The sequence below is a fragment of the Ramlibacter algicola genome (genome assembly GCF_016641735.1).
Classification (GTDB): domain Bacteria; phylum Pseudomonadota; class Gammaproteobacteria; order Burkholderiales; family Burkholderiaceae_C; genus Ramlibacter; species Ramlibacter algicola.
In genome coordinates this window covers 2,270,225-2,291,065 of record NZ_JAEDAO010000001.1, presented here as the reverse complement: position 1 = coordinate 2,291,065, position 20,841 = coordinate 2,270,225, and the positions used below count along the sequence as shown (strand labels likewise).

Below are 20,841 nucleotides of genomic sequence, written 5' to 3'. Positions count from 1 at the left end.
GCAGCAACTCGTTCCACGGAGGCACGCATGTTCGATCTGGCGGGAAAGGTGGCATTGGTCACGGGCGGCAACGGCGGCATCGGCCTGGGCATGGCGCGCGGGCTCGCGCAGGCCGGCGCGCACGTGGTGGTCTCGGGACGCAATCGTGAAAAATCGGCGGCGGCCCTGCGCGCGCTGCAAGGCGAAGGCCTGGCCGCGAGCGAGATCGCCGCGGACGTGGCTGACGAAGCGCAGGTGCAGGCGCTGTTCGCGCAGCTCCGCGACCAGCATGGCCGGCTCGACATCCTGGTGAACAACGCCGGCACCAGCATCCGCCGCCAGCCGCAGGACATGACCCTGGCCGAGTGGACGACGGTGATGGACACCAACCTCACCAGCGCCTTCCTGTGCTGCCGCGCGGCCTACCCGCTGCTGAAGGCGGCCGGCGGCGGCAAGATCATCAACATCGGCTCGATCCTGTCGATCTTCGGCGCGCCCTATGCGGGGCCGTACTGCGCCAGCAAGGGCGGCATCGTGCAGTACACCAGGTCGATCGCGCTGGCGTGGGCCAAGGAGAACATCCAGGCCAACGCGGTGCTGCCGGGATGGATCGACACCGAGATGACCGTCGGTGCGCGCGAGCAGGTGCCGGGCCTCAACGAGCGCGTTTTGGCGCGGGTGCCGGTGGCTCGGTGGGGGAAGCCGGAGGATCTGGCGGGCATCGCGGTGTTCCTCGCGAGCAAGGCCAGCGACTTCGTGACGGGGACGGCGATCCCGGTGGATGGGGGTTACGCGATCGCTTGAGAGCCGTCATTCCCGCGGAGGCGGGAATCCATCGCTTTCTCGAGCGGGCGCGTTGCCGCACCAGCGACGTCAGTGGTTCTCTTTCGCGTGGTTGATCGAGTACTTCGGAATCTCGACCACCACGTCCTTCTGCGCCAGGATCGCCTGGCAGGACAGGCGCGACTGCGGCTCCAGGCCCCAGGCGCGGTCCAGCAGGTCTTCCTCGTTCTCGTCCGCTTCGTTGAGCGACTCGTAGCCCTCGCGCACGATCACGTGGCAGGTGGTGCATGCGCAGCTCATGTCGCAGGCGTGCTCGATCTTGATGCCGTTGTCGAGCAGCGCCTCGCAGATCGACGTGCCGGGGGGCGCCTGCACCTCCGCGCCGTTGGGCGCGTACTCGGGGTGCGGCAGGATGCGAATGACGGTCACAGGGTCTCCACGCTGCGGCCGGCCAGCGCCTGCCGGATGCTCTGGTTCATGCGGCGGGCGGCAAAGGCCTCGGTGCCCTTGGCCAGCGCTTCGGTCGCCGTCTCGATCACCGCAGCGTCGTCGCTTTGCGCGCTCTCGCGCAAAGCGGACATGAGCGAATCGATCGTCGCGCGCTCAGCTGCTTCCAGCAGCGCGCCATCGGCATCCAGCGCGGACTGCGTCGCCAGCAGCATGCGATCCGCGTCCAGCCGCGCCTCGGCAAGCGCACGCGCCTGCATGTCCTGCTGCGCGGTGGAAAAGCTCTCCTGCAGCATGCGCGCGATCTCGTCGTCGGCCAGGCCATACGAGGGCTTGACGTCGATGCGGGCCTCGACGCCGCTGCCCTGCTCCTTCGCGCTGACGTTCAGCAGCCCGTCGGCGTCGACGGTGAAGGTGACGCGGATGCGCGCGGCGCCGGCGGCCATCGGCGGGATGCCCCGGAGTTCGAAGCGCGCGAGGCTGCGGCAGTCCTGCACCAGGTCGCGCTCGCCCTGCACGACGTGGATCGCCATCGCGGTCTGGCCGTCCTTGTAGGTCGTGAAGTCCTGCGCCTTGGCGGTCGGGATCGTCTCGTTGCGATGCACGATGCGCTCGACCAGGCCGCCCATGGTCTCGATGCCCAGCGACAGCGGGATCACGTCCAGCAGCAGCAGGTCGCCCGCGGTGTCGTTGCCGGCCAACGCGTTGGCCTGGATGGCCGCACCCAGTGCGACAACTTCGTCGGGATTCAGGTTGGTCAGCGGCTCGCGGCCGAAGAACTCGGCGACTGCGGCGCGCACCTGCGGCATGCGCGTGGAGCCGCCCACCAGCACCACGCCCTGCACGTCCTCGCGGGCGAGCTTCGCGTCGCGCAGCGCCTTGCGCACGGCGGCCATCGTCTTCTGCGTCAAGGCCGCGGTCGCCTGCTCGAAGTCGGCGCGCGTCACGTCGACGTGCACGGCCTGGCTGCCCAGCGTGAAGTCGATGCGAGCGCTGTCCTCGTCGGAAAGCCGTTCCTTCAGCGCGCGCGCCGCGACCTTCACGGCCGCCTTGTCGGACGGCGACACGGCATCGATGCCCGCGCGTTGCAGCAGCAGGTCGGCGAGCGCACGGTCGTAATCGTCGCCACCCAGCGCGGAGTCGCCACCGGTGGAGATCACCTCGAAGACGCCGCGCGACAATCGCAGGATCGAGATGTCGAAGGTGCCGCCGCCCAGGTCGTACACGGCGTAGATGCCTTCGCTGGCGTTGTCCAGGCCGTAGGCGATGGCCGCGGCGGTCGGCTCGTTGATCAGGCGCAGCACCTTCAGGCCCGCTAGCTGCGCAGCGTCCTTGGTGGCCTGCCGCTGCGCGTCGTCGAAGTACGCGGGTACGGTGATGACGGCGCCGTACAGGTCGTCGTTGAACGTGTCTTCGGCGCGGTAGCGCAGCGTCGCGAGGATCTCGGCGCTGACTTCCACCGGCGATTTCTCGCCGGCGCGCGTGTGCAGGGCGACCATGCCCGGCTTGTCGGCGAAGCTGTAAGGCAGCTTCGCGCGGTTGCCGATGTCCGCCAGGCCGCGGCCCATGAAGCGCTTCACCGAAGCAATCGTGTTCTCGGGATCGTCGGACTGCGCGCCTTGCGCGTCGTAGCCGATCTGGCGGCCGTTGCCTTCGGTGTAGCGCACGACCGAAGGCAGCAGCACGCGGCCCTCGGTGTCGGGCAAGCACTCGGCCACGCCGTTGCGCACCGCCGCGACGAGCGAATGCGTGGTGCCCAGGTCGATGCCGACCGCGATGCGCCGCTGGTGCGGATCGGGGGCCTGGCCCGGTTCGGAAATCTGCAGCAGCGCCATGCCGTCATTGTCCCAGTTGCTCGAAACGCGCTTCGACGTCGTGGGCAAAGCGGTCGAGGAACATCAGGGCGCGAACCTGTTCGGCCGCCGCCCTTGCATCGCCTTCGGTGTCGAGCAGGTGCTCGATGTCCGCCAGCGTGCGTGCGCGCGCCGCGCGCAGCTGCGCGTCCACGGCGTTGACATCGGCTTCGGACGACGCTTCTTCCAGCGCCTCGCGCCATTCCATCTGCTCGATGAGGAACTGCGGCGGCATCGCGGTGTTGCGCTCGGCGTCGATCGGCGTCCCGCGAAGCTCGCACAGGTACGCCGCGCGCTTCAGCGGGTTCTTCAGGCGCTTGTAGGCCTCGTTGATACGGACGGACCACTGCATCGCCACGCGCTGGGCGGCGGCGCCCTGTGCCGCGAACCGGTCGGGATGGGCTTCACGCTGCAGTTCCTTCCAGCGGGCGTCGAGCACCGCGCCGTCCTGCGCGAACCGTTCCGGCACGCCGAACAGCACGAAGTCGTTGTCCTGCAGGTTCATGGAACGCAACGGCCGCGCGGGCCGGCCGGGGTCAGATGCGGAACGATTCGCCGCAGCCGCAGCGGTCGCGTTCGTTCGGATTGTTGAAGCGGAAGCCCTCGTTCAGGCCCTCGCGCACGAAGTCCAGCTGCGTGCCGTCGATGTAGGCCAGGCTCTTGGGATCGACAAGCACCTTCACCCCATGGTCCTCGAACACGAGGTCCTCGGGCGCGGCCTCGTCCACGTACTCGAGCTTGTACGCCAAGCCCGAGCAGCCGGTCGTCTTCACGCCCAGCCGCACGCCGATGCCCTTGCCGCGCTTGCCCAGGTAGCGCTGGACGTGGCGGGCCGCCGCTTCCGTCAACGTGACTGCCATCGAGGTCAATGCGTGCGCTTCTTCTTGTAATCCTCGATCGCGGCCTTGATCGCGTCCTCGGCCAGGATCGAGCAGTGGATCTTCACCGGCGGCAGCGCCAGTTCCTCGGCGATCTGGCTGTTCTTCAGCGCCGCCGCCTCGTCCAGCGTCTTGCCCTTGACCCACTCGGTCACGAGCGAGCTCGACGCGATGGCGGAGCCGCAGCCGTAGGTCTTGAACCGCGCGTCCTCGATGACGCCGGTCTGCGGGTTCACCTTGATCTGCAGCTTCATCACGTCGCCGCAGGCGGGCGCGCCCACCATGCCGGTGCCGACGGACGAGTCGCCCTTGTCGAAAGAGCCCACGTTGCGCGGGTTCTCGTAGTGGTCGACGACCTTTTCGGAATAAGCCATGTCAGTACCTCAAAGTGCTCGGGTCAATGCGCGGTCCACTGGATCGCGCTGATGTCGATGCCGTCCTGGTACATCTCCCAGAGCGGGCTGAGCTCGCGCAGCTTGGCGACGTTCTTGCGGATGGTGTCGACCGCGTAGTCGATCTCCTCGGCCGTCGTGAAGCGGCCGATCGTCATGCGCAGGCTGCTGTGCGCCAGCTCGTCGCTGCGGCCCAGCGCGCGCAGCACGTAGCTGGGCTCCAGCGACGCCGACGTGCAGGCCGAACCGGACGACACCGCAAGGCCCTTGATGCCCATGATCAGCGACTCGCCCTCGACGTAGTTGAAGCTGATGTTCAGGTTCTGCGCCACGCGGCGGCCGGGCGCCATCGTGCCGTTGATGAACACCTGCTCCACGTCGGCCAGGCCGTCCAGCAGCCGCTTCTGCAGCGCGCGCGCCTTCTCGTTGTCCTGCGCCATCTCCTCGCGGGCGATGCGGAAGGCCTCGCCCATGCCGACGATCTGGTGCGTGGGCAGCGTGCCCGAGCGCATGCCGCGCTCGTGCCCGCCGCCGTGCATCTGCGCTTCCAGGCGCACCCGCGGCTTGCGGCGCACGTAGAGTGCGCCGATGCCCTTGGGGCCGTACGTCTTGTGCGACGCCAGGCTCATGAGGTCGACCGGCAGCTTGGCCAGGTCGATCTCGATCTTGCCCGTCGCCTGCGCGGCGTCGACGTGGAAGATGATCCCGCGCTCGCGGCACATCGCGCCGATGGCCGGGATGTCCTGGATCACGCCGATCTCGTTGTTCACGAACATGACGCTGACCAGGATCGTGTCCGGGCGCAGCGCGGCCTTGAACTTCTCCAGGTCCAGCAGCCCGTCTTCCTGCACGTCGAGGTAGGTGACCTCGAAGCCCTGCCGCTCCAGCTCACGCATGGTGTCGAGCACGGCCTTGTGCTCGGTCTTCACCGTGATGAGGTGCTTGCCCTTGCCCTTGTAGAAGTGCGCGGCGCCCTTGAGCGCGAGGTTGTTGGACTCGGTCGCCCCGGAGGTCCACACGATCTCGCGCGCGTCGGCGCCGATCAGCGCGGCGACCTGCTCGCGCGCCTTCTCGACGGCGGCTTCCGCTTCCCAGCCCCACGCATGGCTGCGCGATGCCGGGTTGCCGAAGTGCTCGCGCAGCCAGGGGATCATGGCGTCGACCACGCGCGGGTCGACCGGCGTCGTCGCGCCGTAATCCATGTAGATCGGGAAGTGCGGAGTCGTGGTCATCTCGGCGTCGCCGTTCGTGGCTTCAGGATTTCGCGGGGGACATGCTGCCCAGCGCGAAGACGGAGTTGGGCGCGTTGACGCGGATCGGCTTGACCACCGGCGAGCTGGAGATCGCCCGCTTGACGGCCGGCTTGTCCTCGACCTGCACGCCCTTGGCCAGCTGCTCGTCGACCAGCTTCTGCAGCGACACCGAGTCCAGGAACTCGACCATGCGCTGGTTCAGCTGCGACCACAGCTCGTGCGTCATGCAGCGGCCGCCGTCGTTGCAGTTCTCCTTGCCGGCACACTGGGTGGCATCGATCGGCTCGTCCACCGAGACGATGATGTCGGCGACGGTGATCTCCGACGCCTTGCGGCCGAGCGTGTAGCCGCCGCCGGGGCCGCGGGTCGACTCGACCAGCTCGTGCCGGCGCAGCTTGCCGAACAGCTGCTCGAGGTAGGAGAGGGAAATCTGCTGCCGCTGGCTGATCGCGGCCAGGGTCACCGGGCCATTGTTCTGGCGCAGTGCCAGGTCGATCATCGCGGTGACCGCAAAGCGGCCTTTGGTCGTGAGACGCATCGCAAGCTCCTTGTGCTCTAGTCCGTCACCCATTGCGCCGCGCCGGCCCCAGCCGCCGCGATCGTCTCCCACCCATGGTTTTCGGCGCTCCCCGCCGGTGTGTGCCGGCCACTGGACCGGTCGTTTTGTTTTCCTGAGCGTTCCTGTCAAGTATACCCGAAGACCCGCCATTCCGCTCGGGTAAGTAGACCGGACGGTCGCGGTGGGAGTTCCCCGGCCGGGCAGCCGGACAGGTGGGCGCGCCGCCCTACTTGCGGCCGGCCTGGATGGGCACGACGTTGTCGTGCGCGGCCGCGCCGAATGCCTGCTGCTTGAGCAGCGCCAGCTGGTCCCGGACCCGGGCGGCCTTCTCGAACTCGAGGTTGCGCGCATGCTCGAGCATGAGCTTCTCCAGCCGCTTGATCTCCTTGGCCACGTCCTTCTCGGACATGTCCTCGACCATGGCGCGCTGCAGTTCCTGCTTCTCCTGCTCCTTGCTCGCCTTCTCGCTGTAGACCCCGTCGATCAGGTCGCGCACTTCCTTCTTGATGCTGCGCGGCGTGATGCCGTTGGCCAGGTTGAAGGCGATCTGCTTCTCGCGGCGGCGCTCCGTCTCGTCGATGGCCTTGCGCATCGAATCGGTGATGCGGTCGGCGTACAGGATGGCGCGGCCGTGCAGGTTGCGCGCGGCGCGGCCGATGGTCTGGATGAGCGAGCGCTCGGCGCGCAGGAAGCCTTCCTTGTCCGCGTCCAGGATCGCGACCAGGGACACCTCGGGGATGTCCAGGCCTTCGCGAAGCAGGTTGATGCCCACCAGCACGTCGAAGGCGCCCAGCCGCAGGTCGCGCAGGATCTCGACCCGCTCGACGGTGTCGATGTCGCTGTGCATGTAGCGCACCTTGACGCCGTTGTCGGCCAGGTAGTCGGTCAGCTGCTCGGCCATGCGCTTGGTCAGCGTCGTGATCAGCACCCGCTCGTTCTTCTCGGTGCGGATGCGGATCTCCTGCAGCACGTCGTCGACCTGGTGCGTCGCCGGCCGCACCTCGACTTCCGGGTCGACCAGGCCCGTGGGCCGCACCAGTTGCTCGACCACGTTGCCCGTGTGTTCCTGCTCGTACGCAGCCGGCGTCGCCGACACGAACACGACCTGGCGCATGCGCGTCTCGAACTCCTCGAACTTCAGCGGCCGGTTGTCCAGCGCCGACGGCAGCCGGAAGCCGTACTCCACCAGCGTCGTCTTGCGCTGGCGGTCGCCGGCGTACATCGCGTTCAGCTGGCCGATCATCTGGTGGCTCTCGTCCAGGAACATCAACGCGTCCTTCGGCAGGTAGTCCGTCAGCGTCGAAGGCGGCGCGCCCGGGGGCGACCCGGACAGGTGCCGCGTGTAGTTCTCGATGCCCTTGCAGTGGCCCACTTCGCTGAGCATCTCCAGGTCGAAGCGCGTGCGCTGCTCCAGCCGCTGCGCCTCCACCAGCTTGCCCGCGCCAACCAGTTCCTTCAGCCGCTGGGACAGTTCCAGCTTGATCGAGTCGACCGCCGACAGCACCTTGTCGCGCGGCGTGACGTAGTGGCTCGAGGGATAGATCGTGAAGCGCGGCACCTTCTGCCGGATGCGCCCGGTGAGCGGGTCGAACAGCTGGATCGTCTCGATCTCCTCGTCGAACAGCTCCAGCCGCACCGCCAGCTCGCTGTGTTCCGCCGGGAACACGTCGATGGTGTCGCCGCGCACGCGGAACGTGCCACGCGCGAAGTCGTGCTCGTTGCGCGTGTACTGCATGCGGATCAACTGCGCGATCGCATCGCGCTGGCCGATCTTGTCGCCGACGCGGCAGATGAACCGCATCTTGGTGTAGTCCTCGGGGGCGCCGATGCCGTAGATGGCGCTCACCGTGGCGACGATCACCGTGTCACGGCGCTCCAGCACGCTCTTGGTCGCCGACAGCCGCATCTGCTCGATGTGCTCGTTGATCGAGCTGTCCTTCTCGATGAACAGGTCGCGCTGCGGGACGTAGGCCTCGGGCTGGTAGTAGTCGTAGTAGCTGACGAAGTACTCCACCGCGTTCTTCGGGAAGAACTCGCGGAATTCGGAGTACAGCTGCGCGGCCAGCGTCTTGTTCGGCGCGAACACGATCGCGGGCCGCCCCAGGCGCGCGATGACGTTGGCCATCGTGAAGGTCTTGCCGGATCCCGTCACGCCCAGCAGCGTCTGGAACACCTCGCCGTCACGCACGCCTTCCACCAGCTTGTCGATCGCCTGCGGCTGGTCGCCGGCGGGCGGGTACGGCTGGAACAGCTCGAAGGGGGAATCAGGAAAGCTGATGAACTCGCCGTTTTTCTGCTCGGCTTGGACTTCGGTGGCGGCGGGCATGTTTCTCGGGGGTTGGCAGGAGGCGGCGAACTAAAATCGCAGGCAGCCGGACAGCGTACCGCATCACCGGCACGGCGCGTGGGCCGCGCCCGCCCACTTCCAGAGGATTCCCCGCATGTCTTTGTTCCAAGCCGTCGAGATGGCTCCCCGCGACCCGATCCTGGGCCTGGCCGAGGCGTTCAACGCCGACACCAACCCGGACAAGGTCAATCTCGGCGTCGGCGTGTACTACGACGATGCGGGCAAGCTCCCCTTGCTGGAGTGCGTGCAGCGCGCCGAGCGCCAGATGATGGAAGCACCCAAGGCGCGCGGCTACCTTCCCATCGACGGCATCGCCGCGTACGACGCTGCGGTCAAGGGCCTCGTATTTGGGGCCGACAGCGCCGTCGTCAAGGCCGGTCGCGTCGCGACCGTGCAGGCCCTCGGCGGCACCGGCGGCCTCAAGCTCGGCGCGGACTTCCTGCGCCGCCTGAACCCGGGCGCCAAGGTGCTCATCAGCGACCCGAGCTGGGAGAACCACCGCGCGCTGTTCACCAACGCCGGCTTCACCGTCGAGTCCTATCCGTACTACGTCGCGTCGCGTCGCGGGATCGACTTCGACGGCATGCTGACCGCGCTGAACGTGGCCGCGCCCGGCACGATCGTCGTGCTGCATGCCTGCTGCCACAACCCGACCGGCTACGACCTCACCGCCGACCAGTGGGACCAGGTCATCGCGGCCACCAAGGCGCGCGGCCTCGTGCCCTTCGTCGACATGGCCTACCAGGGCTTCGGCCAGGGCATCGCCGAAGACGGCGCCGTCATCGGCAAGTTCGTCGCCTCCGGCCAGGACTTCTTCGTCTCCACCTCGTTCTCCAAGAGCTTCAGCCTGTACGGCGAGCGCGTCGGCGCACTGTCCGTGGTCTGCGTCTCCAAGGAGGAAGCCGACCGCGTGCTGAGCCAGCTGAAGATCGTCATCCGCACCAACTACAGCAACCCGCCGATTCACGGCGCGATGGTGGTGGCCACCGTGCTGTCCACGCCCGAGCTGCGCCAGCTGTGGGAGAAGGAACTGGCCGGCATGCGCGTGCGCATCAAGGAGATGCGGGTCGCACTGGTCGAGAAGCTGAAGTCGGCCGGCGTGAAGGAAGACATGTCCTTCATCGCCCAGCAGGTCGGCATGTTCAGCTACTCGGGCCTCAGCAAGGACCAGATGGTCCGCCTGCGCACCGAGTTCGGCGTGTACGGCACCGACAGCGGCCGCATGTGCGTGGCGGCACTCAACAGCCGCAACATCGACCACGTCTGCCGCTCCATCGCCACCGTGCTGGGCTGAGCTTCTCCCAGCCGTCCAAAAAGGCCGCCCACGGGCGGCCTTTTTGCATGGGCGTCCCACAGCAGGACGCTGGAACCTCCTGCAGTTGCGGCGGCGCGGCAACGCGATCATCGAAGCCTGCGCACCGGCGGCTGGCGCCCGGCGCGTGGATGAGCAGCCCCTCCGGGCGGACTGTTATATTGCGCTGCACAACCGAGGGTCCAGCCATGCTTTACCAGATCTACGAAGCGCAGCGCTCGCTGATGGAACCTTTCGCCGACTTCGCCCAGGCCGCGGCGAAGCTGTACAGCAACCCGCTCGCCCCCTTCGCCCAGAACCCGCTCTCGCAGCGCGTGTCCGCCGGTTACGAGCTGATGTACCGGCTGTGGAAGGACTACGAGAAGCCGCAGTTCGGCATCACGTCCGTGGAAGTGGACGGCGTCGACGTGGCGATCCAGGAACGCGTCGTCGTCGACACGCCGTTCTGCGAACTGCGCCGCTTCAAGCGCTACTCCGACGAGCCGCACACGCTCGCCAAGCTGAAGACCCAGCCCGCCGTGCTCGTGGTCGCGCCCCTGTCGGGCCACTACGCCACGCTGCTTCGCGACACGGTGCGCACGCTGCTGCAGGACCACAAGGTCTACATCACGGACTGGAAGGACGCGCGCATGGTGCCGCTCGAGCGTGGCACCTTCCACCTGCACGACTATGTCCACTACATCCAGGACTTCATCCGCCTGCTGCAGTCCGAATACGGCAACTGCCACGTGATCAGCGTGTGCCAGCCGACGGTGCCGGTGCTGGCGGCCGTCTCGCTGATGGCGTCGCGCGGCGAACAGACGCCGCTGACGATGACCATGATGGGCGGCCCGATCGACGCCCGGAAGTCGCCGACCGCGGTGAACAACCTCGCGACGAACAAGAGCTACGAGTGGTTCGAGTCGAACGTGATCTACCGCGTGCCGTCCAGCTTCCCCGGCGCGGGCCGTCGCGTGTACCCCGGCTTCCTGCAGCACACCGGCTTCGTCGCGATGAACCCGGACCGCCACCTGTCCAGCCACTACGACTACTTCAAGCACCTGATCGCCGGTGACGACGCCAGCGCCGAGGCGCACCGCAAGTTCTACGACGAGTACAACGCGGTGCTCGACATGGACGCGGACTACTACCTGGAGACCATCAAGACGGTCTTCCAGGACTTCGCGCTCGTGAACGGCACGTGGGACGTGCCCACCGTCGACGGCGACGACGTCGAGCGCGTGCGGCCGCAGGACATCACGACCACGGCGCTGCTGACGATCGAGGGTGAGCTGGACGACATCTCCGGCGCCGGCCAGACCGAGGCCGCGCACGGCCTGTGCACCGGCGTTCCCAAGGCGCGCCAGCAGCACTACGAGGTCAAGGGCGCGGGCCACTACGGCATCTTCAGCGGCCGCCGCTGGCGCGAGCTGGCCTACCCGCAGGTGCGCGACTTCATCGCCCGCTTCGGCGAGGCGCCGGCCACGGCCAAGCGCGCGGCTCCGGCGCGGCGGCGCAAGGCGGCCGCCGCGGCGTGACCCCGCTCGCAGCGCGGCTGCACGCCGCGCTGCCGCAGACGCAGTGCACGCGCTGCGGCTACCCCGATTGCCGGTCCTACGCCGAGGCGATGGCCTCCGGCGAGGCCGCGCACAACCAGTGCCCGCCCGGTGGCGCGGAAGGCGTGCATCGCCTGGCCGCGATCCTCGGCCGCGAGGACATCCCCCTCAATCCGGGGAACGGCCACGAAGGCCCGCGCACGCTGGCCGTCATCGACGAGGCCTGGTGCATCGGCTGCACCTTGTGCCTGAAGGCCTGCCCCACCGATGCCATCACCGGCATCAACAAGCACATGCACACCGTGATCGAGCCGTATTGCACCGGCTGCGAGCTGTGCGTGCCGGTGTGCCCGGTCGACTGCATCGCGCTGGAGAACACCACCGGCGCCCGCACGGGCTGGGCCGCGTGGAGCGAAGCGGATGCGGCGCAGGCCCTCGCGCGCTACGAGGCGCGGCAACAGCGGCTGAAGCGCGAGGAGCTCGAACAGGCCGAGCGGCTGGAGCGCAAGGCCGAGGCCAAGCTGGCCGACCTGCAGGCGCACACGCACGGCGCCGAGGGCGACGAAGCCGATCGCAAGAAGCGCGTGATCGAGGCCGCGCTGGCGCGCGCCCGGGCGCGCCGCCAGCAACAGTCCTGACTCAGGCCGCCGGCGCTTCGCCCAGCACCACCGGCTCGTACGCGTGCAGCGACGGCAGGCCGCCCGTGTGCAGGAACAGCACGTTCTCGCCGGCCTTCAGTTCACCCTGGCGCGCGAGGCCGATCAGGCCCGCCATGATCTTCCCGGTGTAGACCGGGTCCAGCGGGATGCCCTCGGTGCGCGCGAGCATCTGCACCGCTTCGACCATCGCCTCGTTGGGGATCGAGTACTTGGGCTGCCAGTAGCCGCCGACGCTGCGCACCATCTCGCGCGGCACCGTCAGGCCAGTCTCCAGCAGATCGAGCACCGCCTGCGCTTCCTTGTGCACCAGCGGTTCCTGGTCGGCGGGGTCGCGGCTGACGCCGATGCCGATGATCGGGATGCGGATCGTGTTGCCGATGAAGCCGGCGAGCAACCCCCCGTGCGTGCCCGAGCTGCCCGAGCCGACGACGACCTTGTCGATGCGCGTGCCGGTGTCGTACAGCTGCTGCTGCAGTTCCTGCGCGCAGGCGACGTAGCCCAGGCCGCCGACGGCGTTGGAGCCGCCGCCCGGGATGATGTACGCCTTGCGGCCTTCCTTCTCGACGGCGTCCGCCACCTTCTGCATCTCGGCGGCCATGTTGCTGCCGCCGGGCACCACGGTGATGGCCTCGACGCCGAGCAGCTTGAACATGAAGTTGTTGCCGCTGGCCTTGGGGTCGTAGCTGCCGGGGACGCGCTCCTCGATGACGAAGCGGCACTTGAGGCTTTCCTTCACCGCGGCCGCCAGCGTGATGCGGCAATGGTTGGACTGCGGCGCGCCGCAGGTCACCAGCGTGTCCGCGCCCTTGGCCAGCGCGTCGGCCACGAGGAACTCCAGCTTGCGCGTCTTGTTGCCGCCCGGGAACAGCCCGAGCATGTCATCGCGCTTGATCCACACGCGCGGCCCCTGCCCGTCCGGGCAACTGGCGGCGAGCGCGTCGGAAAAGCGCGGAAGGAATTCGAGCGGCGTCGCGAACGGCGTGTAGCAACGGCGGGGGATGCGTGAGAGGTCCATCGCACGATCTTAGCGAGGGCGCGAACCTAGAATCGTCCCTTCCCCAACAAGCACTGACACCCACCCAGATGAAAGTCCGCTGGATCGCCGCGTTCGCGCTCGCCGTCACCTCCGCCGCTGCCTCGGCGCAAGGCTTCCCCGCCAAGCCGATCAAGTTCGTCGTGCCCTACCTGCCGGGCGGCACCACCGACCTGGTGGCGCGCACCGTCGGCGAGCACGTCTCGCACAAGCTGGGCCAGCCCGTTGTCATCGAGAACCGCCCCGGCGCCGGCGGCAACATCGGCATGGACGCCGTCGCCAAGGCCGCGCCCGACGGCTACACGATCGGCTTCGGCGCCATTTCGACCAATGCCCTGAACCCGCACCTGTACAAGAAGATGCCGTTCGACCCGCGCAAGGACTTCACGGCGATCAGCATGCTGGGCTACTCGACCATCGTGCTGGAAGTCGGCCCGCAGGTCCCGGTGAACAACGTCAAGGAATTCATCGCCTACGCGAAAAAGACGCCCGGCCTGCAGTTCGGCACCGCCGGCGCGGGCACGTCGATGCACCTGGCCGGCGTGATGTTCTCGCAGATGGCCGGCGTGGACCTCACGCACGTGCCGTACAAGGGCAGCGTCCCCGGCATCACCGACACGATCGGCGGCCACCTGCCGGCGATGTTCGACAACCTGCCGGCGTCGCTGCCGCACATCCAGGCCGGCAAGCTCAAGGCCCTCGCGGTCGCGGGCAAGCGCCGCTCGCCGTCGCTGCCCGACGTGCCCACGATCGCCGAAGCGGGCCTGGCCGGCTACGAGGTCGATCCGTGGTTCGGCCTGTACGGCCCCGCCGGCATGGACCCGAAGGTCGTCAAGGTGCTGAGCGACGCTTTCGCCGAAGCGCTGGCGACGCCCGCTGTGAAGGAGAAGCTGGTGAAGGCCGGCTTCACGCCGCAGGGCTCGACCGCGCAGGAGCTGGAGAAGCTCACCCAGGCCGAGTACGTGCGCCTGGGCGAGGTCGCCCGCAAGGCTCAGATGTCGGTCGACTGAGCCAGCGCGGTGAAGGCGCGCACCACCTCCGGCGGCGCCTGCACCAGCTCGATCAGCACGCCTTCGCCGCCGAGGGGGAACTCCTCGTTCCCCCTCGGGTGCACGAAGGTGATGTCGAAGCCCGCCGCGCCGCGGCGGATGCCGCCCGGCGCGAAGCGCAGGCCCTGCGCCTGCAGCCATTCGACGGCCTTGGGCAGGTCGTCGATCCACAGGCCCACGTGGTTCAGCGGCGTGGCATGCACGGCCGGCTTCTTCTCCGGGTCCAGCGGCTGCATCAGGTCGACTTCGACCTTGAACGCGCCCGCGCCCGTCGCGCAGATGTCCTCGTCGACGTTCTCGCGCTCGCTCACGTAGGTGCCCGTCACTTCCAGGCCGAACAGGTCGACCCAGAGCTGGCGCAGGCGCTGCTTGTCCGGGCCGCCGATGGCGATCTGCTGGATGCCCAGCACCTTGAAGGGACGTGTCATGCGGTGACTTTCAGTTCGTCGAAGGAGAGCGCGACGCTGCGGCGCGTGCGCCCCTGCAGGTCCACGAGGGCCAGCTGGATCGCACGCGCGGCCCAGTCGATGTCGACGGTGCCGAAGTGGAGTTCGGTGAACAGCTCGCCGATGCGGTTGGGACCGGCTTCGCGCGCCGCCTCCCAGGTGTGCGTGAAGCCGCTGGCCGTGACTTCGGTCAGCGGATAGGCAGTGCCGGGATCGCGGTAGAACGTACCGATGTGCCGGTCGCCGGACAGCAGCACGACGCCACCGGCGCGCGTGTCCGCGAGCAGTCGCAGCAGCTTCTGCTTCTCGTGCGGCAAGAGGCCCCAGCGTTCCCAGCCGTGGCCTTCCGCCAGCACCTGGTAGCCGGACAGGATGAGGCGCACCTGCGCGGGCTCGCGCAACTGCTGCTCCAGCCAGGCCCACTGCGCGGCGCCCAGGATCGTCTTTGAAGGGTCGGCATCGGCCACGTAGCGTTCCTTGCCGGGCGCGTCACGCTGGTCGGTGCGCTTCCACGGCGAGCGGAACCAGCGCGTGTCGAGCACGATGACCTGCACGCGCTGCCCCGGCGGGCCGAACGCCTGCGAGGTGTAGAGCCCTTCGCGCTGGCGCCGGGCATCGTTGGCGGGCACGTTCCAGTAGGCGAGGAATTCCTCCTTCGCCACCTGCTTGCCCGCGAAGTCGGCGCCGCCGTCGTTCTGGCCGTAGTCGTGGTCGTCCCAGATCGCCAGGTGCGGGATGGTTTCACGCACGCGACGCAGGCCAGCCGATGTCGATGCCTGCGCATACGCCTCACGCAGGCGCTCGCGCGTGAACGGCATCTCGCAATAGACGTTGTCGCCGCCGAAGAGGAACAGATCCGGCTTCGCGGCGAGGATCGCGTCCCACACCGGCTGCTTCGCCTGCGACTGGTCGAAGCAGGAGCCGAACGCCACGCGCCGCAGCGGCTGTTGCGCCGGCGTGGTCGTGGCACAGCCCGCCAGCGCGACCGCGGCGGTGCCGACCAGCAGCTCGCGACGCTGGATGCCGCTCATTCGAATTCCACGATCGGCTGGTCGACCGCGAGCGATTCGCCCTTGCCCGCGAGCACCTTGGCGACGACGCCGTCCGCAGTGGCGAACAGCACGTTCTCCATCTTCATCGCCTCGATCACCGCGACGCGCTCGCCGGCCTGCACCTTCTGGCCCGGCTGCACGGCGACGTCGACCAGCAGGCCCGGCATCGGCGACAGCACGAAGCGGCTCAAGTCCGGCGGTGCCTTGTAGGGCATCAGCTCGTGCAGTGCCGCCGTCCGCGGCGTGAACACCATCGCCACCAGGCGCGTGCCGTCGTGGTTGATCGAGATGGCGAGCGGGTTCTTGCCGATGCCGCGCTCCACCTGCGCCGTGAACGGCTGGCCGTTCACCGTGCCGCGGATGCGCGCGCCGCCCAGGTGCCACTTGGTGCAGATCTCGTAGCGCTTGTCGGCCACCATGACGACGCTGGAGCCGGACACGGCCTGGAAGTCGGACACCTTCACCGGGACGCGGCGGTTGTCCGCGCCCTGCCCCGCCACCACGACGACGAAGTCCTCGCCCACGCGGAACTCGTGGCCACGCAGTTGCCCGCTGATGCCGGCCGAGCGCTGGAGCGCGCGCCGGTTCACGAACGCGGCCAGCGCCACGAGGAAGTCCGGATCGTCGTGCTGCACGTCCTCGGCGCGGAAGCCCTGGCCGTAGTGCTCGGCGATGAAGCCGGTGTTGAACTGGCCGGCGACGAACTGCGGGTGCGCCAGCAGCGCGGCCTGGAACGGCACGTTGCTGGAGATGCCGCGGATCACGAAGCCGTTGAGCGCCTCGCGCATCTTCGCGATCGCTTCGTTGCGGTCCTTCCCGTGCACGATGAGCTTGGCGATCATCGAGTCGTAGTACATCGGGATCTCGCCGCCCTCCTGTACACCGGTGTCGACGCGCACGCCTTGCAGGTGCTCGGTGTCCGAAGCCCACATGGTCTCCTTCGGCGGCTGGAACCGCACCAGCCGGCCGGTGGACGGCAGGAAGTTGCGGAACGGGTCCTCGGCGTTGATGCGGCACTCGATCGCCCAGCCGTCGCGCTTCACGTCCTTCTGCGCGATCGGCAGCTTCTCGCCGGCCGCGACGCGGATCATCAGCTCCACGAGGTCCAGGCCGGTGATGCACTCGGTGACCGGGTGCTCCACCTGCAGGCGCGTGTTCATCTCCAGGAAGTAGAACGACTGGTCCTTGCCGACCACGAATTCCACCGTGCCCGCTGACTGGTACTTCACCGCCTTGGCCAGCGCGACGGCCTGATCGCCCATCGCCTTGCGCGTCTTGTCGCTGATGAAGGGCGACGGCGCCTCCTCGATGACCTTCTGGTGGCGGCGCTGGATCGAGCACTCGCGCTCGTTCAGGTAGATCACGTTGCCGTGCGAGTCGCCCAGCACCTGGATCTCGATGTGGCGCGGCTCCTCGACGAACTTCTCGATGAACACGCGGTCGTCCCCGAAGCTGTTGCGGGCTTCGTTGCGGCACGACGTGAAGCCTTCGAAGGCTTCCTTGTCGTTCCAGGCGACGCGCAGGCCCTTGCCGCCGCCGCCGGCCGACGCCTTGATCATCACCGGGTAGCCGATGTCCTTGGCGATGGCCACGGCCTGCTCGGCCGACTCGATCGCGTCGTTGTAGCCCGGGATCGTGTTGACCTTGGCCTCGTTGGCCAGCTTCTTGGACGCGATCTTGTCGCCCATCGCCGCGATCGAGTAGTGCTTGGGGCCGATGAAGGTGATGCCCTCCTCCTCGACCTTCCTCGCGAAGTCCTCGTTCTCCGACAGGAAGCCATAGCCGGGGTGCACGGCCTGCGCGCCGGTCTGCTTGCACGCCGCGATGATGCGGTCGGCCTGCAGGTAGCTCTCGCGCGAGGGCGCGGCGCCGATGTGCACGGCCTCGTCGGCCAGCTGCACGTGGCGGGCATCGCGATCCGCATCGGAATACACCGCGACGGTCGCGATACCCATCTTCTTGGCCGTCTTGATGACGCGGCACGCGATCTCGCCGCGATTCGCAATCAGGATCTTCTTAAACATGGTGCCCCTTCGCGATCAGGATTTTCTTGGACATCACTTGAGGCCCAGTTGCTGGCGCATGGCGAGGTTGCGCGCCTCGGCGCGCTGGAAGGCAGGACGCTGGTCGAGGCGCGCGACGTACCCGGTGAAGGCGGCCCGCGGCTCGATGGTCTTGAACTGCAGCATGAAGCGCAGCAGCCCGCCGAGCACCACGTCGGCCATCGAGAACTGCTCGCCGAGGACGAACGGGCCGTGGGCCAGCGCACTCTCGGCAGCGGCGATCATCGAGTCGTAGTTGCCCCAGCCCGCCGCGACCTCCTTGTAGGTCCAGCCGGACACCTTGGCCATCACGGCCGGCTCGATGACGCTGGGCGCGAAGAAGGACCAGCGCAGGTAGGTGCCGCGGCGCGGATCGTCCAGCGCCGGCGCGAGCTTGCCGGGCGCATAGCGGTCCGCCAGGTACAGGCAGATCGCCGCCGCCTCGGTCACGACCACGTCGCCGTCCTCGAGCGTCGGCAGCTTGCCCATCGGGTTCTTCGCGACGAGCCCGGGCCCCTTCTGCTCGCCTTTCATGATGTCGACGACCTTCAGCTCGTAGGGCTGGCCGGCTTCCTCGAGTGCCCAGAGCGTGCCGGCGGCACGCGAATACGGGTGGTAGTGCAGGACGAGGGACATGCTCAGGCCTCCTTCACAGCGGGATGTTGCCGTGCTTGCGCCACGGGTTCTCGAGCTTCTTGTCGCGCAGCATCACCAGCGAGCGGCAGATGCGCTTGCGGGTCTCGTGCGGCAGGATCACGTCGTCGATGAAGCCGCGCGCGCCGGCGATGAACGGGTTGGCGAAGCGCGCCTTGTACTCGGCCTCGCGGGCGGCCAGCTTGGCCGGGTCGTTCTTGTCCTCGCGGAAGATGATCTCCACCGCGCCCTTGGCGCCCATCACCGCGATCTCGGCGTTGGGCCACGCGAAGTTGACGTCGCCGCGCAGGTGCTTGGAGCTCATCACGTCGTACGCACCGCCGTAGGCCTTGCGCGTGATCACGGTGACCTTGGGCACCGTGCACTCGGCGTACGCGAACAGCAGCTTGGCGCCGTGCTTGATGATGCCGCCGTACTCCTGGCTGGTGCCGGGCATGAAGCCGGGCACGTCGACGAAGGTGACGACCGGGATGTTGAAGGCGTCGCAGAAGCGCACGAAGCGCGCCGCCTTGATCGAGCTCTTGATGTCCAGGCAGCCGGCCAGCACCAGCGGCTGATTGGCCACGATGCCGACCGTCTGCCCCTCGAAGCGGCCGAAGCCGATGATGATGTTCTTCGCGTACTCGGGCTGCAGCTCGAAGAAGTCGCCGTCGTCGACCGTCTTCAGGATCAGCTCCTTCATGTCGTACGGTTTGTTCGGGTTGTCCGGCACGAGCGTGTCGAGCGAGTGGTCCATGCGGTCCACCGGGTCGTTGCTGGGGCGGATCGGCGGCTTCTCGCGGTTGTTCAGCGGCAGGTAGTTGTAGAGGCGGCGCAGCATGATCAGCGCCTCGACGTCGTTCTCGAACGCGAGGTCGGCGACGCCGCTGCGCGTCGTGTGCGTGGACGCGCCGCCCAGTTCCTCCGCCGTCACCTCCTCGTGCGTCACCGTCTTCACCACGTCGGGGCCGGTGACGAACATGTAGCTGGAGTCCTTCACCATGAAGATGAAGTCGGTCATCGCGGGCGAATACACCGCGCCGCCGGCGCAAGGGCCCATCACCATGCTGATCTGCGGCACGACGCCCGACGCCAGCACGTTGCGCTGGAACACGTCGGCGTAGCCGCCCAGCGAGGCGACGCCTTCCTGGATGCGCGCACCGCCGGAGTCGTTCAGGCCGATGACGGGCGCGCCGACCTTCATCGCCTGGTCCATCACCTTGCAGATCTTCTCGGCATGCGCTTCCGACAGCGCACCGCCGAACACGGTGAAGTCCTGGCTGAAGACGAACACCAGGCGGCCGTTGATCATCCCGTAGCCGGTCACGACACCGTCGCCGGGGATCTTGTTCTGGTCCATGCCGAAGTCGTGGCAGCGGTGCTCCACGAACATGTCCCACTCCTCGAACGTGCCTTCGTCGAGCAGCAGTTCGAGGCGCTCGCGCGCCGTCAGCTTGCCCTTCTTGTGCTGCGCGTCGATGCGCTTGGGACCGCCGCCCAGCCGCGCCGCGGCGCGCTTGCGTTCGAGCTGGTCGAGGATGTCTTGCATGGTGCTCTCCGGACTCTCGTTCTTCAGGGTGTGTTCGGGTGCCACGCGGCCAGCAACTGGCGCGCGGCGGTCGACGCGGGCAGGCGGCCCTGCTCCACGTCGGCGGTGAGTTGGGGCAGCAGCGCACGCACTTGCGGATGCGAGCGGAAGGCCTGCTTCAGGCCGGCTTCGATGCGCTCGTGCATCCACGCGAGTGCCTGGTGCTGGCGGCGCTGTTGCAGCCGGCCTTCGCTGGTGCGGACTTCGCGGAATTTCGAGACGGCCTGCCAGAAGGCGTCGACGCCGACCTGCTTGAGCGCACTCAGCTGAACGACCTGCGGCGTCCAGCCGCCGCGCTCGCGCCCTTGCTGCGTGAACAGGCGCAGCGCGCTGGTGATCTGGGCCTGCGCCCGCGTGGCGGCGTCGGCGTCGATGTCGGCCTTGTTGATCACGACCAGGTCGGCCAGCTCCATCACGCCCTTCTTGATCGCCTGCAGGTCGTCGCCCGCATTGGGCAGCTGCATCAGCACGAACATGTCGGTCATGCCAGCGACGGCGGTCTCGCTCTGGCCGACACCGACCGTCTCGATGATCACGACGTCGTAGCCGGCGGCTTCGCACACCAGCATCGCCTCGCGCGTCTTCTCCGCCACGCCGCCCAGCGTGCCGCCCGAGGGACTCGGGCGGATGTAGGCCTGCGGGTGCACGGACAGCTGCTCCATGCGCGTCTTGTCGCCCAGGATGGAGCCGCCCGAGACGGTGCTCGACGGATCGATGGTCAGCACCGCGACGCGATGCCCCTGCGCGATGAGGCACAGGCCGAGCGCCTCGATGAAGGTGCTCTTGCCGACGCCCGGCACGCCGGAGATGCCGAGGCGAAACGACTTGCCCGTGTGCGGCAGCAGTTCGGTGAGCAACTGGTCCGCCTGCGCGCGGTGGTCGGCGCGGGTGGATTCGAGAAGGGTGATGGCCTTGGCGATGGCGCGGCGCTGCGCGGCGCCGGCAGGGCCGATCACCAGCGGCGCGAGGCTCATGGCCGGATCTCCTCCCCACTGCAGGGG

At 68.2% G+C, this 20,841-nt stretch carries 20 protein-coding genes; 5 read left to right on the top strand and 15 right to left on the bottom strand.

From position 1 onward, the window contains the following. The first annotated feature begins 27 nt into the window (after positions 1–27). The gene (locus I8E28_RS11180; protein WP_200788138.1) at positions 28–783 is read left to right on the top strand and encodes an SDR family NAD(P)-dependent oxidoreductase; all 756 of its coding nucleotides are present in this window, start codon (positions 28–30) and stop codon (positions 781–783) included. A gap of 69 nt (positions 784–852) precedes the next feature. On the opposite strand, the gene fdx is transcribed toward I8E28_RS11180, so the two are convergent. From fdx to uvrB, 8 genes are all read right to left on the bottom strand, one after another. Then, the gene (fdx, locus tag I8E28_RS11175; RefSeq protein WP_200788137.1) at positions 853–1,191 is read right to left on the bottom strand and encodes an ISC system 2Fe-2S type ferredoxin; all 339 of its coding nucleotides are present in this window, start codon (positions 1,189–1,191) and stop codon (positions 853–855) included. Continuing rightward, the gene (gene hscA / locus I8E28_RS11170; RefSeq protein ID WP_200788136.1) at positions 1,188–3,044 is read right to left on the bottom strand and encodes a Fe-S protein assembly chaperone HscA; all 1,857 of its coding nucleotides are present in this window, start codon (positions 3,042–3,044) and stop codon (positions 1,188–1,190) included. The genes fdx and hscA overlap by 4 nt, the downstream gene beginning before the upstream one ends. A gap of 4 nt (positions 3,045–3,048) precedes the next feature. Continuing rightward, positions 3,049–3,567 carry a Fe-S protein assembly co-chaperone HscB gene (gene hscB, locus I8E28_RS11165; RefSeq protein WP_200788135.1) on the bottom strand — a complete coding sequence of 173 codons (519 nt, stop codon included), beginning with the start codon at positions 3,565–3,567 and terminating at the stop codon, positions 3,049–3,051. A gap of 31 nt (positions 3,568–3,598) precedes the next feature. After that, complete coding sequence (gene iscA, locus I8E28_RS11160) at positions 3,599–3,922, bottom strand: iron-sulfur cluster assembly protein IscA (protein WP_200790373.1); 324 nt, start codon at positions 3,920–3,922, stop codon at positions 3,599–3,601. A gap of 5 nt (positions 3,923–3,927) precedes the next feature. Next, positions 3,928–4,314 carry a Fe-S cluster assembly scaffold IscU gene (iscU, locus tag I8E28_RS11155; protein ID WP_200788134.1) on the bottom strand — a complete coding sequence of 129 codons (387 nt, stop codon included), beginning with the start codon at positions 4,312–4,314 and terminating at the stop codon, positions 3,928–3,930. Between the two features lie 23 nt (positions 4,315–4,337). Further along, entirely contained in the window at positions 4,338–5,564 is a 1,227-nt protein-coding gene (locus I8E28_RS11150; protein ID WP_200788133.1) for an IscS subfamily cysteine desulfurase, read from the bottom strand. A gap of 22 nt (positions 5,565–5,586) precedes the next feature. Then, a complete protein-coding gene (iscR, locus tag I8E28_RS11145; RefSeq protein WP_200788132.1) occupies positions 5,587–6,123 on the bottom strand; it encodes a Fe-S cluster assembly transcriptional regulator IscR in 537 nt (178 codons plus the stop codon). Positions 6,124–6,370: 247 nt separating this feature from the next. Then, a complete protein-coding gene (gene uvrB, locus I8E28_RS11140; protein ID WP_239027220.1) occupies positions 6,371–8,470 on the bottom strand; it encodes an excinuclease ABC subunit UvrB in 2,100 nt (699 codons plus the stop codon). 115 nt (positions 8,471–8,585) lie between these two features. Between uvrB and I8E28_RS11135 the strand changes: the two genes are divergently transcribed. The 3 genes from I8E28_RS11135 to rsxB all read left to right on the top strand — a co-directional run bounded on the left by I8E28_RS11135 (position 8,586) and on the right by rsxB (position 11,976). Further along, complete coding sequence (locus I8E28_RS11135) at positions 8,586–9,785, top strand: amino acid aminotransferase (protein WP_200788131.1); 1,200 nt, start codon at positions 8,586–8,588, stop codon at positions 9,783–9,785. A 206-nt stretch (positions 9,786–9,991) separates the two neighbouring features. Further along, positions 9,992–11,320, top strand: coding sequence for a polyhydroxyalkanoate depolymerase (locus I8E28_RS11130; protein WP_200788130.1), 1,329 nt, complete (start codon positions 9,992–9,994; stop codon positions 11,318–11,320). Continuing rightward, positions 11,317–11,976: an electron transport complex subunit RsxB gene (rsxB, locus tag I8E28_RS11125; protein ID WP_200788129.1), complete on the top strand. Its 660-nt coding sequence runs from the start codon at positions 11,317–11,319 to the stop codon at positions 11,974–11,976. Before I8E28_RS11130 ends, rsxB begins: the two co-directional genes overlap by 4 nt. Position 11,977: 1 nt before the next feature. Here the strand turns inward: rsxB and cuyA are convergent, their stop codons facing one another. After that, entirely contained in the window at positions 11,978–13,012 is a 1,035-nt protein-coding gene (gene cuyA / locus I8E28_RS11120; RefSeq protein ID WP_200788128.1) for a D-cysteate sulfo-lyase, read from the bottom strand. Positions 13,013–13,080: 68 nt separating this feature from the next. Between cuyA and I8E28_RS11115 the strand changes: the two genes are divergently transcribed. Then, complete coding sequence (locus tag I8E28_RS11115) at positions 13,081–14,040, top strand: Bug family tripartite tricarboxylate transporter substrate binding protein (protein WP_200788127.1); 960 nt, start codon at positions 13,081–13,083, stop codon at positions 14,038–14,040. Here the strand turns inward: I8E28_RS11115 and I8E28_RS11110 are convergent. From I8E28_RS11110 to meaB, 6 genes are read right to left on the bottom strand one after another with little or no spacing between them, the layout of a single operon-like run. Further along, positions 14,022–14,507 carry a VOC family protein gene (locus tag I8E28_RS11110; RefSeq protein WP_200788126.1) on the bottom strand — a complete coding sequence of 162 codons (486 nt, stop codon included), beginning with the start codon at positions 14,505–14,507 and terminating at the stop codon, positions 14,022–14,024. The two genes, I8E28_RS11115 and I8E28_RS11110, sit on opposite strands and share 19 nt — an antisense overlap. After that, positions 14,504–15,556, bottom strand: coding sequence for an alkaline phosphatase D family protein (locus tag I8E28_RS11105; protein ID WP_200788125.1), 1,053 nt, complete (start codon positions 15,554–15,556; stop codon positions 14,504–14,506). The genes I8E28_RS11110 and I8E28_RS11105 overlap by 4 nt, the downstream gene beginning before the upstream one ends. Beyond that, positions 15,553–17,601 (bottom strand): acetyl-CoA carboxylase biotin carboxylase subunit, encoded by a 2,049-nt coding sequence (gene accC, locus I8E28_RS11100; RefSeq protein ID WP_200788124.1) that lies wholly within the window; start codon positions 17,599–17,601, stop codon positions 15,553–15,555. Before accC ends, I8E28_RS11105 begins: the two co-directional genes overlap by 4 nt. A 33-nt stretch (positions 17,602–17,634) precedes the next feature. After that, positions 17,635–18,255: a glutathione S-transferase family protein gene (locus tag I8E28_RS11095; protein ID WP_200788123.1), complete on the bottom strand. Its 621-nt coding sequence runs from the start codon at positions 18,253–18,255 to the stop codon at positions 17,635–17,637. Positions 18,256–18,268: 13 nt separating this feature from the next. Next, entirely contained in the window at positions 18,269–19,801 is a 1,533-nt protein-coding gene (locus I8E28_RS11090) for an acyl-CoA carboxylase subunit beta (protein ID WP_200788122.1), read from the bottom strand. A 23-nt stretch (positions 19,802–19,824) separates the two neighbouring features. Continuing rightward, positions 19,825–20,814, bottom strand: a complete 990-nt coding sequence (gene meaB / locus I8E28_RS11085) for a methylmalonyl Co-A mutase-associated GTPase MeaB (RefSeq protein ID WP_200788121.1) — start codon at positions 20,812–20,814, stop codon at positions 19,825–19,827. Between the last annotated feature and the right edge of the window lie 27 nt (positions 20,815–20,841).

Excerpts from the sequence above, each read along its gene's own strand:
- I8E28_RS11095 (WP_200788123.1), bottom strand. The coding sequence starts at position 18,255 with ATGTCCCTCGTCCTGCACTACCACCCGTATTCGCGTGCCGCCGGCACG.
- meaB (WP_200788121.1), bottom strand. The coding sequence starts at position 20,814 with ATGAGCCTCGCGCCGCTGGTGATCGGCCCTGCCGGCGCCGCGCAGCGC.
- iscA (WP_200790373.1), bottom strand. The coding sequence starts at position 3,922 with ATGGCAGTCACGTTGACGGAAGCGGCGGCCCGCCACGTCCAGCGCTAC.
- I8E28_RS11135 (WP_200788131.1), top strand. The coding sequence starts at position 8,586 with ATGTCTTTGTTCCAAGCCGTCGAGATGGCTCCCCGCGACCCGATCCTG.
- I8E28_RS11105 (WP_200788125.1), bottom strand. The coding sequence starts at position 15,556 with ATGAGCGGCATCCAGCGTCGCGAGCTGCTGGTCGGCACCGCCGCGGTC.
- cuyA (WP_200788128.1), bottom strand. The coding sequence starts at position 13,012 with ATGGACCTCTCACGCATCCCCCGCCGTTGCTACACGCCGTTCGCGACG.
- I8E28_RS11130 (WP_200788130.1), top strand. The coding sequence starts at position 9,992 with ATGCTTTACCAGATCTACGAAGCGCAGCGCTCGCTGATGGAACCTTTC.
- I8E28_RS11115 (WP_200788127.1), top strand. The coding sequence starts at position 13,081 with ATGAAAGTCCGCTGGATCGCCGCGTTCGCGCTCGCCGTCACCTCCGCC.
- I8E28_RS11110 (WP_200788126.1), bottom strand. The coding sequence starts at position 14,507 with ATGACACGTCCCTTCAAGGTGCTGGGCATCCAGCAGATCGCCATCGGC.
- iscU (WP_200788134.1), bottom strand. The coding sequence starts at position 4,314 with ATGGCTTATTCCGAAAAGGTCGTCGACCACTACGAGAACCCGCGCAAC.
- iscR (WP_200788132.1), bottom strand. The coding sequence starts at position 6,123 with ATGCGTCTCACGACCAAAGGCCGCTTTGCGGTCACCGCGATGATCGAC.
- I8E28_RS11090 (WP_200788122.1), bottom strand. The coding sequence starts at position 19,801 with ATGCAAGACATCCTCGACCAGCTCGAACGCAAGCGCGCCGCGGCGCGG.
- I8E28_RS11150 (WP_200788133.1), bottom strand. The coding sequence starts at position 5,564 with ATGACCACGACTCCGCACTTCCCGATCTACATGGATTACGGCGCGACG.
- accC (WP_200788124.1), bottom strand. The coding sequence starts at position 17,601 with ATGTTTAAGAAGATCCTGATTGCGAATCGCGGCGAGATCGCGTGCCGC.
- I8E28_RS11180 (WP_200788138.1), top strand. The coding sequence starts at position 28 with ATGTTCGATCTGGCGGGAAAGGTGGCATTGGTCACGGGCGGCAACGGC.
- hscA (WP_200788136.1), bottom strand. The coding sequence starts at position 3,044 with ATGGCGCTGCTGCAGATTTCCGAACCGGGCCAGGCCCCCGATCCGCAC.
- hscB (WP_200788135.1), bottom strand. The coding sequence starts at position 3,567 with ATGAACCTGCAGGACAACGACTTCGTGCTGTTCGGCGTGCCGGAACGG.
- uvrB (WP_239027220.1), bottom strand. The coding sequence starts at position 8,470 with ATGCCCGCCGCCACCGAAGTCCAAGCCGAGCAGAAAAACGGCGAGTTC.